The sequence below is a fragment of the Paralysiella testudinis genome (genome assembly GCF_016894345.1).
GTDB lineage: Bacteria > Pseudomonadota > Gammaproteobacteria > Burkholderiales > Neisseriaceae > Paralysiella > Paralysiella testudinis.
In genome coordinates this window covers 487317-501700 of the sequence record NZ_CP069798.1, presented here as the reverse complement: position 1 = coordinate 501700, position 14384 = coordinate 487317, and the positions used below count along the sequence as shown (strand labels likewise).

Here is a 14384-nt window from a genome sequence, read left to right as displayed (position 1 = left end):
GGCTGCCTGAAATATTTTCAGGCAGCCTTATTGTTTATAAAACCCATCTATACTGCTGTTTCAACAGCATTGTTTTGCGGGCGCTGCCGCCAATGTCGATACAAACCCCACAAGCACAATGCCGCCGGATAAGGCATCAATAAGGCCACCACCAGATAGCGCGGATTATGCCAAGCCACCACGATATGCCCGTGCAGCAAATCCCACAGCGCCCACAGCCAATGCCACCAAGGAGGCAGGCTGAATGCCAACACCGTAGCCAGTCCCAGTGCACGCAATACGCCAATCGGCCAAGGCTGTTGCCGCGCCACGCTGCGACTTAGCTGCCATAAACACCAAAAACCCCAGCTCACGATTAAAATCATGCCGCCGTTGGCCAATACCTGCAAGCCATTAAAAGCGATTTCCGGTGCCACCGGCAAGCCGTCTTTGGGCAAATCGCTGCCGCTCAGCGCCACGCTGCCCAGCACATTGAGCGCAAAGCCGTAGGCCATGTCCAGCCACAGTAATAATATCGGCGCCATGCGCCACCAGTTACTCATGTTGATTGATGCCTGTTGTTTGCAAACCCGCACAGTGTAAGCCTTGGCGGCGGGGTTGCCAATAGGCTTGCTGCCCGCATTCAAGGCTGCCTGAAACCATATGGCGCCAAGCATTTTAGAGTGATGGCCTTAAAAAAGTCTGCGTAAAAGCCGTGCTGCCCCATTGACAGCTTTTGCATTAAAACGTATGTTTCAAACACTTGTTTGAAAGTGCGTGTAGTCACCCCATGAGCCAAGGCAACGACAGCCAAACCATTGAAAAAATCCTGCATGTGGCAGAAGAGCATTTTGCCGTGCACGGCTTTTTTGCGTCGTCGCTGCGGCAGATTACCCGCGATGCGGAAGTGAATGTGGCGGCGGTGCATTACCACTTTGGCTCCAAAGAGGCTCTGTTTGTGGCAGTGCTAAACCGGCGCATTGTGCCGTTTGTGCAATCGGTGTTGTGCGGGCTGGCGCAAATCCAGGCGACCAAGCAGGTGTTGCTGGCCGAGGATGTGGTGGACAGTTTTGTGCACGCCTGCTTTGAGCTGATTCAAAGCGAAGACCGCAATGCCGCGCTGTTTTCCAAATTGGTGTCGCGGCTGATGTTGGATGAATACCGCCAGTTTCGCGAGCTGTTGGCGGCGCAAAACGAAAACCTGGCCACCAGCCTGCTGGCGGCGTTTGGGCAGATTTTGCCGGACTTGCCGCCTCAAGCGGTGCGCTGGCGCATGCATTTAACCTTAAGCACTTTGTTCAACGCCTTTGCCGGCAACGATGTGCTCAAGGCCTTGGCACCGGCCACGGTGGTGAATGCCAAAGACCCGCTGCAAGTGGCGCGTTATGTGAAGCCGTTTGTGGTGGCCGGATTGAAAGCACCGATTTGATTGAATTTTTTTGATTTAATCTTTTCAGGCTGCCTGAAAGATAAGTTAGTTGTTGTTTGTTGTCATCGAAACCAGAAAAGAGGGTAAACATGTTAAGTATCGTATTGATGTTGGTGCTGCTGGGCATTGCTGCCTATTGGCGCGCCAACGGCTGGATTCTGGCGCTGGCCGCCATTATCGGCTTGGCTTTGGGCCAATCCGGCGTTTGGTGGATTGGCGCCATTGTGGTGGCTGTGGTGGCGGTATTCTCGTGCCTGCCCCCGGCGCGCCGCTTGATTACCGACCGCATTTTCGGCATCTTCAAAAAAGTAACCCCGGCGATGTCGGAAACCGAAGAAGCCGCCATCAATGCCGGTACGGTATGGTGGGATGGCGAGCTGTTTTCCGGCAAGCCCGACTTCAACAAACTGTTGAACTACCCCGACCCCAAACTCACTGCCGAAGAGCAAGCGTTTATCGACGGCCCGGTGGAAGAATTGTGCCGCATGCTTAACGATTGGGACATCACCCACACCCGTAAAGATTTGCCCCCCGAAGCCTGGCAGTTCATTAAAGACAACGGCTTTTTGGGCATGATTGTGAAGAAAAAATACGGCGGCTTGGAATTTTCCAACTACGCCCACGCCAAGGTGGTGATGAAAATCGGCACCCGCTCGGGCAGCGCGGCGGTTACCGTGATGGTGCCCAACTCTTTGGGTCCGGGCGAATTGCTGCAACACTACGGCACCGAAGCACAAAAAGACTTCTACCTGCCGCGCTTAGCCAAAGGCGAAGACATTCCTTGCTTTGCGCTCACCAGCCCGCACGCAGGCTCTGATGCCGGCAGCATCCCCGACTTCGGCGTGGTCACCCGCGGCGATTATGTCGACCCCTACACCGGCGAAGAACACAAAGACGTGCTCGGCATCCGCGTATCGTGGGAAAAACGCTGGATTACCTTGGCACCGGTGGCCACCGTATTGGGCTTGGCCTTTAAAATGTACGACCCCAACGGTTTGCTGGGCGACAAGAAAGACATCGGCATTACCTGCGCCTTGGTGCCCACTAATTTTGCCGGCGTGAAAGCCGGGCGCCGCCATTACCCTTCAGGCAGCGTGTTTATGAACGGGCCCACTTGGGGCAGCGATGTGTTTATTCCGATCGACTACATCATCGGCGGTTTGGACTATGCCGGTAAAGGCTGGCAAATGCTGGTGGAATGCCTCACCGTAGGCCGCTGCATTTCCTTGCCCGCCAACTCCGTGGCCGCCGGCAAAGCCGCCAGCTACACCACCGGTCTCTATGCCCGCATCCGCGACCAATTCGGCCTGCCCATCGGTAAATTCGAAGGCGTAGACGAAGCATTGGCGCGCATTGGTGCCTACACCTATCAAATGGAAGCCAGCCAAGACTTGGCGCTCACCGGCGTGGACATGGGCGAAACCCCCAGCGTGATTTCCGCCCTGCTCAAATACCACAACACCGAGCGCTACCGCAAAGTGATTAACGACGCCATGGACATCCACGGCGGCAAAGCAGTGGTATTGGGGCCGCGCAACTACTTGGCCGGTGCTTATCAGGCCATTCCGGTGGCGATTACCGTAGAAGGCGCCAACATCCTCACCCGCAGCATGATGATTTTCGGCCAAGGTGCCATCCGTTGCCATCCTTATGTGCTTAAAGAAATGAAAGCCGCCTACGCCAACGATGCCGCCGCGTTCGACCAAGCCTTCAGCGCCCACGGCCACTTTATCCTCACCAATGTGTTCCGCAGCTTCTGGCTGGGGCTCACTAACGGCGCGTTCAGCAGTGCACCTAAAGGCGGCGTTACCGCCACCTACTACAAACAGATGAACCGCATTGCCGCCAACTTTGCCTTGCTGGCCGACATGAGCATGTTCAGCTTGGGCGGCAGCCTGAAGTTCAAAGAAAAAATTTCCGCGCGCTTGGGTGATATATTGTCCAACCTCTACATCTGTAGCGCCGTGCTGAAACGCTTTGAAAAAGAAGGCGCCCAAAAAGCGGACGAGCCCTTGATGCAATACGCGGCCGAGCAGGCACTGTACGATGCCCAAACCGCCATCGACGGCGTGCTGAAAAACCTGCCCGCCCGCCCGCTGGCATGGATACTGCGCGTGCTGATTCTGCCCACCGGCCGCCGCATCGCCCCGCCCAGCGATAAATTGGGCAGCAAAGTGGCCGCCGCCATGATGCGTGGCGACGACACCTTGGCGCGCCTCACCCACGGCATGTATATCCCGCAGGATGAAACCGAGTCTGTCGGCGTATTGGCGCCGGCTCATGCGGCGGTGATTGCCACCGAAGAGCTGGAGAAAAAACTGCGCAATAGGGCACGCAAAGGCGAATTTGCCGCCGTATCCCCGGCCACGCAATTGCAAGAAGCACTGGACACCGGCGTGATTACGCAAGAGCAGTTCGACCAAATCACCCGCGCCCGCAAACTCAAGCGCGACGTGATTATGGTGGACGACTTCGACATGCAGTTGGACAAGCACGACGAAACCTTGCTGAGCCGCCACGTGTTTTAAGGCTTAGTGTTTTGTAGTAAAGGCTGCCTGAAAGTCAGGTAGGTTGCGTTAGGCCACAGGCCGTAACCCAACAAAGCCCCTTGTTTTCAGGCAGCCTGAATAAACATCGGTACCAAAACCAAGTAGTGTGCGCCATGCGCACCAAGCTAAGCACCATGGTGGTGCGCATGGCGCACCCTACTTGCTGCAAAATGAGGATTCCTAGGCCGGATTCTTGAATCCGACATTTGGCCGACAGGTCAAAAAACAGGAGCATTTTGTTCTTTGAAAGCGGATGGCTGCCAAACCAAAAATACAATGGCCTTGTTCTGCAAACAAGCGTCGGATTCAAGAATCCGACCTACGGATACTGCTGAAAGTGTCTACCCATATTTCAGGCAGCTCCAGCTTCGGTAATATGATTCGAATTGAATATTGCCGCTGCATATAAAATGGTTTTGCCTAAATTATTAAAAAGAAAATAAATTAAATCATGTGAATGAAATGATGCAATGCACCATAAATAAAAGCGCAATGCGTTAAAAAATACAAAGATTAGAGTAGCTACACAAGGGTTGTTTCGGTATAGAATGAACACTCAACCTTATTAAAGTTGATGTTCATGCAGCCGCTAGCGCGCTGCCGTTTTTTTGCACAATCGTGCGCACGACCTTGTTTCAGGAGAAACCCTACAATGAAAAAAACCTTACTGACTACTGTCAAAACCAGCACCGTCTTGATTGGCGGCGCACTGATGGCACAAGCCGCATGGGCTTCGGGCTACCATTTCGGCACCCAGTCTGTGAGCAGCCAAGCCACCGCCAATTCTTCAGCAGCCGAAGCGGCCGACCCGTCTACCGTGTTTTACAACCCCGCTGGTTTGACCAAGTTGGAAGGCACGCAAGCCACCATCAACGTAAACTTGGTGGCACCCAGCGTGAAATACTCCGGCGCCAGCGCCGAATATCCGGCAGTACCCCTGAGTACCACCACCACATTTCCGAAACAAGCTGTACAAGGCAAAACTTCAGGTAGCATCGAGCCTTCCGGTGTTACAGTGGTGCCGCATATGTATGCTTCGCACAAGCTGAATGATCAGATTTCATTGGGTTTGGGTGTGTATGTACCGTTTGGCTCCGGCACCGAATATGACCAAGATTCGGTATTGCGCTACAACCTGAATAAATTGGGCTTGGAAACCATGGCCTTGCAACCCACGGTGGCCTTTAAGCTGAATGATCACCACTCGTTTGCCGTGGGCTTAGTGGCACAGCACACCAAAGCGGAATTGCGCCAATTTGCCAATTTTGGCCCGGCAGTTAAACGTGGTCTGGCTACCAATAAGGCTGCCGTTGATGCGCAAGCGGCCACAGCATTGCCACAATTGGCCACAGGGATTGCCCGGGTTGAAGATGGGATTGCCAAAGCCATTGCTGCCAATGCTCCGGCCAGTGTTATTGACCCATTAAAAGCCCAATTGGTAACATTAAAAACCCAACAGGCTACTTTGGTAGGCACTCAGCAGGCATTGAACAGCCAATTGGCGAATATGCCGGGTGTGGGCAACGGCGCTGCCGACGGCTATGCCAAAGTAGAGGGTGGTGACTGGGGTTTTGGTTATAACTTGGCATGGTTGTGGGACATCAACGATTCTGCCCGTGTGGGTGTGAACTACCGTTCCAAAATCAGCCACAATCTGCGTGGCGATGCCGAATGGATTCTGAACGGCGATGCGTTCCAGAATGCGGCGCTGGGCAGTGCTATTCAACAAACCATTCGTGACCGCGGCTATAAAGCCAACGAAGACGCCAGTGTGAAAATCACCACGCCGGAATCCTTGTCGGTACACGGCATGTACAAAATCAACCCGCAATGGAATGTGTTTGGTGATGTTACCTGGACCCGCCACTCCCGCTTTAACAAAGCCGAGCTGGTTTACGACAACCCGAAAGATGTCACCGATCCCACCACCGGTAACGCTACCGGCACCAAGAGCGACCGCACCATCTTAAACCCCAACTGGCGCAACACCTATAAAGTATCATTGGGCGCGTCTTATCAAGTGAGCGAACCTTTGCAACTGCGTTTTGGCTGGGCGTATGACCAGTCGCCGGTGAAAAGTGCCGATTACCGCATGAGCACCCTGCCGGATGCCAACCGCATGTGGTTCTCGGTGGGTGGCAAATACGACATCAACAAAAACAACAGCATTAACGTGGCCTACAGCTATTTGAATATTCAAAACAGCAAAGCCAATGTAAACGGCTGGTGTGGCGGCAATGAAGTGGGTGCCGGTTCCGAGGCCTGCGTATCCAGCCGCACCAACGGCAGCGCCAACTTCAAGAGCCATGCCCATATTTTGGGTGTGCAGTACACCTATAAGTTTTAAACCGAGCTAACCGCGGCCTGAAGCAAGCTGCCTCGGTAATGGGTATTGGCGCATCGCATAAGTGTTGTTTATGCGCCTGCGCCAACACCCAGAGGCTGCCTGAAAACGGCTGCGGTTTTTATTTACTTTTTTAAAAGAGGTTACCATGTCACAAGAGAAATTTGTGGTACGTAAAGTCGCCGTATTGGGCGCAGGGGTAATGGGGGCGCAGATTGCCGCCCATTTGGCCAACGCCAAAGTACCGACCGTGCTGTTTGATTTGCCGGCCAAAGAAGGCCCCAAAAACGGCATCGTGCAAAAAGCGCTGGATGCGCTGAAAAAGCAAAAACCGGCACCACTGGCACACAAAGCGTCGCTGGGCTACATCAAAGCCGCCAACTACGACGACGACTTGGCTGAACTGGCCACTTGTGATTTGGTGATTGAAGCCGTGGCCGAGCGCCTGGACATCAAAGAAAGCCTCTACACCAAAGTAGGCCCGCATCTGGGCAAAGAAACCATTTTTGCCACCAATACTTCCGGCCTGTCGATTGAAACCTTGGCCAGCAAATTCCCCGCCGACTTGAAACACCGTTTCTGCGGCGTGCATTTTTTCAACCCGCCGCGCTATATGCACTTGGTGGAGTTGATTCCCACGGTCGACACCGAGCCGAAATACCTCGACAACTTAGAGCGCTTCTTGGTATCCACCTTGGGCAAAGGCGTGGTACGCGCCAAAGACACCCCCAACTTTGTGGGCAACCGCATCGGCGTGTTTTCCATGCTCGCCACCATGTACAACGCCAGCCAGTTCGGCCTGCGCTTTGACGTGGTAGACGACCTCACCGGCAAACGCCTGGGCCGCCCCAGCTCCGCCACCTTCCGCACTGCCGACGTGGTGGGCTTGGACACCTTTGCCCACGTGGCCAAAACCATGGAAACCCATTTGCCTGACGACCCATGGCACACCCATTTCACGCTGCCTGAATGGCTGCAAACCCTGATTGCCAACGGCGCCTTAGGGGCAAAAACCAAAGCGGGCATCTTCAAAAAAGAAGGCAAACGCATCATGATGTTCGACCCAGCCACGGGCGAATACGTGCCGAGCAATCAAAAAGCCGATGCCGAAGTGACCGAAATCTTGAAAGAAAAAGATTGGGCTAAAAAATTGGCCGCCCTGCGCGCCAGCAGCAACCCGCAAGCACAATTTTTGTGGTCGGTATTCCGCGACTGCTTCCACTACATCGCTGTGCAAGCCGCCGACATCGCCACCACCGCCCGCGACATCGACTTTGCCATCCGCTGGGGCTACGGCTGGGATATGGGCCCGCTGGAAACCTGGCAAGCGGCCGGTGTGCAGCAAGTGGCCGCTTGGATTGAAGAAGACATTGCCGCCGGCAAAGCCATGAGCAATGTACCGCTGCCCGCTTGGCTCAAAGGCGTGGAGGCTTTCCACAACGATACAGGCAGCCTCAACTTCCATACCGGCGCTTACGATCCGCGCTCCGGCTTGGATGTGTACCAGCGCCAATACGTGCCGGCCAAACTGCTGGGCGAGAGCGAAAAAGTATTGGGCGACACCGTATTTGAAACCGACGTTATCCGCGCCTTCACGCTGGACAACAAAATCTTGGTGGTGGAAAACCGCAACAAAATGCGCGCCATCAGCAAAGACGTACTCGAAGGCCTGAATAAAGCCATCGACATTGCCGAAGAGCGCTTTGACGCCTTGGTACTGTGGGCGCCGGACGCACCGTTTTCGGTGGGTGCCGACCTCAAATCGATGATGCCCGAATTTGCCACCGGCAATTTCGCCGCCATCGAGCAAATTGTTAAGCTGTTTCAAGACACCGCCATGCGCCTGCGTTACAGCCAAATCCCCACCGTGGCCGCAGTGCAAGGCTTCGCCTTTGGCGGCGGTTGCGAATTTGTGATGCACAGCAATAAAGTGGTGGCCGCGCTGGAAAGCTATATCGGCTTGGTGGAAGTGGGCGTAGGCTTGATTCCCGCCGGTGGCGGCAGCAAAGACTTTGCCCTGCGTGCCGCACGCGCCAGCCAAGGCGATTTGCTGGCGGCACTGAAAGACCGCTACATGAACCTGGCCATGGCCAAAGTGGCCACCAGCGCCTTGGAAGCCAAAGAAACCGGCCACCTCACCGAAGACGCCGTAGTGGTGTTCAATGCCTACGAGTTGCTGTATGTGGCGCTAAGCGAAGCACGCGCCATGGCCGATGCGGGCTTCCGCCCCGAAGTGCCGCAAACCTTTAAAGTGGCCGGCCGTCCCGGCGCCGCCTCAATTAAAGGCCAGCTGGTAAACATGAAAGAAGGCGGCTTTATCAGCGAATACGACTTCTTCCTCGGCAGCCAGATTGCTTGGGTGATGACCGGCGGCGATGTAGACGAAAACACGCTGGTAGACGAACAATGGATTTTGGATTTGGAACGCAAAGTGTTTGTGGACCTGCTCAAACAGGAAAAAACGCTGGAGCGCATTGAAAACATGCTCGCCACCGGCAAACCGCTGCGCAACTAAGGATAAGCAGGCTGCCTGAAAACCGTGTGCCGCTCATAAGCGGCGGCCAACACAGCGCAGCCTGTGCATCCGCACCCAATTCAAATACTTGGAGATAAAAATGACTCAACTCAGAGATGCTTATATTGTTGCCGCCACCCGCACGCCGGTAGGCAAAGCCCCGCGCGGCATGTTGCGCACCACCCGCCCCGACGACATGCTGGCGCATGTGATTAAAAGCGTGATCGGCCAAGTGCCGGAATTCGATTTGCGCGAAATCAACGATGTGGTGGTGGGCTGTGCCTTCCCCGAAGCCGAGCAAGGCCTGAACATGGCGCGCATCGGCGTGTTGTTGGCCGGTTTGCCTAATACCGTATCCGGCATCACCATCAACCGCTACTGCTCTTCCGGCATCAACGCGCTGCAAATCGCCGCCGACCGCGTGCGCACCGGCGAGGCCGAAATCGCCATTGCCGCGGGCAGCGAAAGCATGTCGATGGTGCCGATGATGGGCAATAAAGTGTCGCTCAACCCGGCCATTTTCGATAAAGACGAAAACTACGCCATCGCCTACGGCATGGGCTTAACCGCCGAAAAAGTGGCCGAGCAATGGGGTGTTTCCCGCGAAGACCAAGACGCGTTTGCGGTGGAAAGCCACAACCGCGCCTTAGCCGCAATTGAAGCGGGCAAATTCAAGGCCGAAATCAGCCCCATCGAAGCCGTGTACCGCAGCGCCAACCTCAGCACCCGCGAAGCCACTGAAGTGCGCAAACTGCTCGACACCGACGAAGGCCCGCGTGCCGGTACCAGTATGGAAACGCTGGCCAAATTGCGCCCGGTGTTTGCCGCCAAAGGCAGCGTTACCGCGGGCAACTCCTCGCAAATGTCCGACGGTGCCGGTGCTTTGCTGGTGGTGAGCGAAGAAGTGTTGAAACGCTACAACCTCACCCCGATTGCCCGCTACGCCGGTTTTGCCGTGCGCGGCGTGCCGCCGGAAATCATGGGCATCGGCCCCAAAGAGGCGATTCCCGCAGTGCTGAAATCCGCCGGTAAAACCTTGGCCGATGTGCAGTGGATGGAATTAAACGAAGCCTTTGCTGCGCAAGCACTGGCCGTGTGCCGCGATCTTAAGCTCGATATGAGCGTGGTTAACCCCAACGGTGGCGCCATCGCCTTGGGTCACCCGCTGGGCGCCACCGGTGCCATTCGCGCCGCCACCGCCATTCACGGCCTGCGCAATCAAGGCAAAACCGGCTATGCCATGGTAACCATGTGTATCGGCACCGGGATGGGTGCGGCCGGTTTGATTGAAGTGCTGTAAATAAAACCGCAAAGCTGCCTGAAGCTGCGTTTTTGCCAAGACAAAGTTTCAGGTAGTCTTTAAAAAGCCACGGTAGATACCGTGGCTTTTTTGTGGATTGCGTTAACTGGCCGGTGCGCATGGCGCGCCCTACAATATCCGCCCTTGCAAAGCCAAACGGCTGCGGTACAATGATGCGCAGCACAAAACCCCACCGAAAGACTGTTGCACATGAATGCCCCGATGTATGTTTTATTGCTGCTGGCCGTGGCGTTGGCCAATCTGCCGTTTTTAAATAATCGCCTGCTGGGCGTGTTTGCCTTGAAGCGCAAGCATTTCGGCCACCAATTGTTTGAGTTGGCGCTGGCCTATGTGTTGGTGGGGCTGCTGGCTTATGTGCTGGAATCGCGCGCCGGTGCCGTGCACAGCCAAGGCACCACCTTTTATGTGGTTACCCTGCTGATGTTTGTGGTGTTTGCCTTTCCGGCGTTTGTGTGGCGCTATTTTTGGCAAAATAAACACCATCAATAAATTCAGGCAGCCGATATATCGTGGAATGAAGAATAAAGTGATACAAGGCGCGAAGCCGCAGGCAGTACAGACAGTACGACAAGGCACAGCAACGCCGTAGCACTTTGTTATGCATTTCACTATAGGCTGCCTGAAAACCATTTCTGCCGTTAAAGATTCCCCTATGAAAACATTCGATTTAAGCCGCGCCGACACCGTGGTGATTAAAGTAGGCTCCAGCTTGGTCACCAACGGCGGCCACGGCGTGGATGCGGCGGCCTTGCACAATTGGGCGATGCAGATTGCCGAATTAAAGTCGCGCGGCATTGATGTGGTGTTTGTGTCCAGCGGCGCCATTGCCGAGGGCATTAAGCGCTTGGGTTGGGCGGCGCGCCCCAAGGCTTTAAACGAATTGCAGGCGGCAGCGGCAGTGGGGCAGATGGGTTTGGCGCAAGCGTATGAAATGGCGTTTGCGCCGCTGGGCATTCAAACCGCGCAAGTGCTGCTCACCCATGAAGATTTGAGCAACCGCACCCGCTACCTCAATGCACGCAGCACCTTGCGCACCTTGCTGGAAAAAGGCGTGGTGCCGATTATCAATGAAAACGACACCGTTACCATCGACGAAATCAAGCTGGGCGACAACGACACCCTTGGTGCGCTGGTGACCAATTTAATTGAAGCCGATGCGCTGATTATCCTTACCGACCAACAAGGCCTCTACGACAGCGATCCGCGCCAAAACCCGCAAGCGCAATTGATTGCACAAATCGCCGCCAACCATCCCGGCCTTGAAGCCATGGCCGGTGGCGCGGGCAGCAGCGTGGGCACCGGCGGCATGTACACCAAGGTAATGGCCGCCAAACGCGCTGCCTTAAGCGGTGCCGCTACTTATATTGCTTCCGGCCATGCCGAGCAAATCCTGTTGCGCCTGCTCGGCGGCGAAGCGGTAGGCACTTTGTTTACGCCGGATGAAACCCGCATCAATGCCCGCAAACAATGGCTGATGGGGCAAATTCAGCTTTCAGGCAGCCTCGTGGTGGACGAAGGCGCGGCGCAAGCCTTGCAGCGGCGGCATTCCAGCTTATTGCCCATCGGCTGCGTGGCGGTAAACGGGCGCTTTGTGCGCGGCGCTTTGGTGGCGGTACACAACGGCAACGGCGAAGAAATCGCCCGCGGCTTGGTGAATTACAGCAGCCAGGAAGTGGCCAAACTACTGCGCCAGCCTTCGCATCAAATCGAACATTTGCTGGGCTATGTGGCCGAAGACGAATTGATCCACCGCGATAATATGGTATTGCGCCCGCAAACAAACACACTGTAATACGGGCATGTGTTTTCAGGCAGCCTGAAATGTCGTCACACAAGCGGTGGTTTTTGTCATGCTATTGTCACGAGCCGACAGTATGCTGTCACATTTAAGACAATGCCCTTGATGCGGCAGTACTACTTAGGAGAAACGCAATGGTGGATGTCAATGTGCTGGTGGTGGAAGACGAAGAAGCCATCATGACGCTGATACGCTTTACCTTAGAGCAGGCCGGCTTCGGTGTGATTGCCGCCGCCAGTGTGGAAGAAGCGCGCCCTTTGCTGGCGGCCGAGCTGCCTGATGTCGCCTTACTCGATTGGATGCTGCCGGGCATTTCCGGTATGCAGTTCACCAAACAGCTGCGCCAAGACGAGCGCACGCGCGAGCTGCCGATTATCCTGCTCACCGCCCGTGGCGAAGAGGTGGATAAAGAGCAAGGCCTCAACCAAGGCGCCGACGATTACATCACCAAGCCTTTCTCCCCGCGCGAGCTGATTGCCCGCATCAATGCCTTGCTGCGCCGCCGCGCGCCGCAAAAAACCAGCGCCCTGATTGAAGTGAAAGGGCTGGTGTTGGATCCGGTGGAGCAGCGCGTGCACGGCGACGGCAAAGCCATTGCCTTTGGCCCCACCGAATTCAAATTGCTGCACTTTTTTATGACCCACCCCGAGCGCGTGTACAGCCGCCGCCAATTGTTGGATTTGGTGTGGGGCGACCATGTGTTTGTGGAAGAGCGCACTGTAGACGTGCACATCCGCCGCCTGCGCCGCGGCTTAGAGCCGGGCGGTTTCGATCGCTTGGTGCAAACCGTGCGCGGCTCCGGCTACCGCTTTTCGCAAAAAGAAATTTGCTAAGCCACCATGACCCCGTTCACCCGCCATACTGTCCGCGCCGTGCTCTTGCTGCTGGCCGCCGCCGTTTTAGCTTATGCCGTGGGCGGCGTGGTGGCCATGTTGGTGGTGGTGAATGCGGTGTTGGTGGTGTGGCTGTCGCTGTATCTGTTTTACATGGCCAAATTGCTGCGTTGGCTGCAAAGCCCCAAGCTGCGCATGGCGCCTGAGGGCTTCGGCGTGTGGGACGAAGTATTTAAAACCCTGCTGTTGCAGGCCAAAAGCCGCAAAAAACGCAAGCAAAAACTGGGCATGGCGCTGCAACGCTTTAACCGCGCCGCCGAAGCCATGCCCAACGGTGTGATTATTCTTAATCGCGAAGGCCGTATCGAGTGGATGAACCATTTGGCCGCCAGCCATTTAAATTTGGATGTGGAGCGCGATTGGATGGGCATTTTACCCAACCTGCTGCGCGCGCCCGAATTCCACCAGTTTTTGCAGCAGCCGCTGGACGCCGCGCCGCGCAGCATCAAAATCAGCGTGCCCTGCGGCAAGCAGCGCCAGCGCGTGCTGGCACTCACCCGCTCCACCTTTGAAGCGCGCGCCGAATTGCTGATTACCCAAGACATCAGCGCCGCCGAGCAGCTCAATGCCACCCGCACCGCCTTTGTGGCCAATGTTTCCCACGAATTGCGTACCCCGCTCACGGTGATTAACGGCTTTCTGGAAACCATGGCCGATATGCCCGCCCTGCCCACCGAGCAGCAACAGCAGTTTATCGGCCTGATGCAGAAAGAAGGCCAGCGCATGCTGAATTTGCTGGCCGATTTGCTTACCCTGTCGCGCTTGGAAAGCCATAGCCTGGCCGCCATCGAAACCCAGCCCATCAACCTATCGGCACTGGTGGGGCAATTGCTGCAAGAAGCACAAACCTTGTCTAAAGGCCGCCACCACATCAGCCACCAAACCGTGCCGGACATCTGGGTGGAAGGCATTCAAACCGATTTATACAGCGCCCTGAGCAATCTGGTGTTCAACGCTGTGCGTTATACCCCGGAAGGCGGCAATATTGATTTAACCCTAGCACGTGGCGAAGATGCGCAGCAACAGCCGGTGGCGGTATTCAGCGTGCGCGACAGCGGCCCCGGCATCGCCGCCGAACATATTCCCCGCCTCACCGAGCGCTTTTACCGTGTCGATGCCGGCCGCTCGCGCCAAAGCGGCGGTACCGGCTTGGGGTTGGCGATTACCAAGCACGCCTTGGCCGAACACCAAGGCACGCTGGACATACAGAGCGAAGTGGGCGTGGGCAGCACTTTTAGCGCCATCGTGCCGCTGAAAGCGGTTTAAGTTGATGTAGACGGCCAGTGATGTCCGATACTGGGCTGTGCACATATCGCTGAGGATTTTGCAGAATGCAGATTGTGTCGTTTGTCGCTCCTGCGTAGGCAGGAGCCCAGTTTGAAGCGCAGCTTCAGTTGATTTTTACAAAGTGAAATCAAATTCAAATATGCAGATTTCACAATAATTTGGTTTATTAAATATTTTCTAAAAATTGACAACAAGCAAAGCATTGCTTTGCACTGGGCACCCGCCTTCGCGGGTGCGACAGGGTTGGGGTTGCGTATAAATCAGACTAT

Annotated in this window: 10 protein-coding genes; 9 read left to right on the top strand and 1 reads right to left on the bottom strand. The window is 55.5% G+C overall.

The genetic code is table 11. The annotated features are described in order from the left end of the window. Window positions 1-47: 47 nt before the first annotated feature. Window positions 48-542, bottom strand: a complete 495-nt coding sequence (locus tag JQU52_RS02640) for a hypothetical protein (RefSeq protein ID WP_230339617.1) — start codon at window positions 540-542, stop codon at window positions 48-50. Window positions 543-769: 227 nt separating this feature from the next. On the opposite strand from JQU52_RS02640, the gene JQU52_RS02635 reads away from it, so the two are divergent. The 9 genes from JQU52_RS02635 to phoR all read left to right on the top strand — a co-directional run bounded on the left by JQU52_RS02635 (window position 770) and on the right by phoR (window position 14094). Continuing rightward, window positions 770-1408, top strand: a complete 639-nt coding sequence (locus JQU52_RS02635; RefSeq protein WP_230339616.1) for a TetR/AcrR family transcriptional regulator — start codon at window positions 770-772, stop codon at window positions 1406-1408. A gap of 89 nt (window positions 1409-1497) precedes the next feature. Continuing rightward, the gene (locus tag JQU52_RS02630) at window positions 1498-3936 is read left to right on the top strand and encodes an acyl-CoA dehydrogenase (protein ID WP_230339615.1); all 2439 of its coding nucleotides are present in this window, start codon (window positions 1498-1500) and stop codon (window positions 3934-3936) included. 673 nt (window positions 3937-4609) lie between these two features. Continuing rightward, entirely contained in the window at window positions 4610-6304 is a 1695-nt protein-coding gene (locus JQU52_RS02625) for an OmpP1/FadL family transporter (protein ID WP_230339614.1), read from the top strand. 145 nt (window positions 6305-6449) lie between these two features. Beyond that, window positions 6450-8816, top strand: coding sequence for a 3-hydroxyacyl-CoA dehydrogenase/enoyl-CoA hydratase family protein (locus JQU52_RS02620; protein ID WP_230339613.1), 2367 nt, complete (start codon window positions 6450-6452; stop codon window positions 8814-8816). A gap of 100 nt (window positions 8817-8916) precedes the next feature. Beyond that, entirely contained in the window at window positions 8917-10116 is a 1200-nt protein-coding gene (locus JQU52_RS02615; protein ID WP_230339612.1) for an acetyl-CoA C-acyltransferase, read from the top strand. Window positions 10117-10326: 210 nt separating this feature from the next. After that, complete coding sequence (locus JQU52_RS02610) at window positions 10327-10626, top strand: DUF2818 family protein (protein WP_230339611.1); 300 nt, start codon at window positions 10327-10329, stop codon at window positions 10624-10626. Between the two features lie 163 nt (window positions 10627-10789). Further along, window positions 10790-11929 carry a glutamate 5-kinase gene (gene proB / locus JQU52_RS02605; protein ID WP_230339610.1) on the top strand — a complete coding sequence of 380 codons (1140 nt, stop codon included), beginning with the start codon at window positions 10790-10792 and terminating at the stop codon, window positions 11927-11929. Window positions 11930-12069: 140 nt separating this feature from the next. Further along, on the top strand, window positions 12070-12768 hold the full coding sequence (phoB, locus tag JQU52_RS02600) for a phosphate regulon transcriptional regulator PhoB (RefSeq protein ID WP_328300961.1): 699 nt from the start codon (window positions 12070-12072) through the stop codon (window positions 12766-12768). Window positions 12769-12774: 6 nt separating this feature from the next. After that, complete coding sequence (gene phoR, locus JQU52_RS02595; protein ID WP_230339609.1) at window positions 12775-14094, top strand: phosphate regulon sensor histidine kinase PhoR; 1320 nt, start codon at window positions 12775-12777, stop codon at window positions 14092-14094. Window positions 14095-14384: the final 290 nt, after the last annotated feature.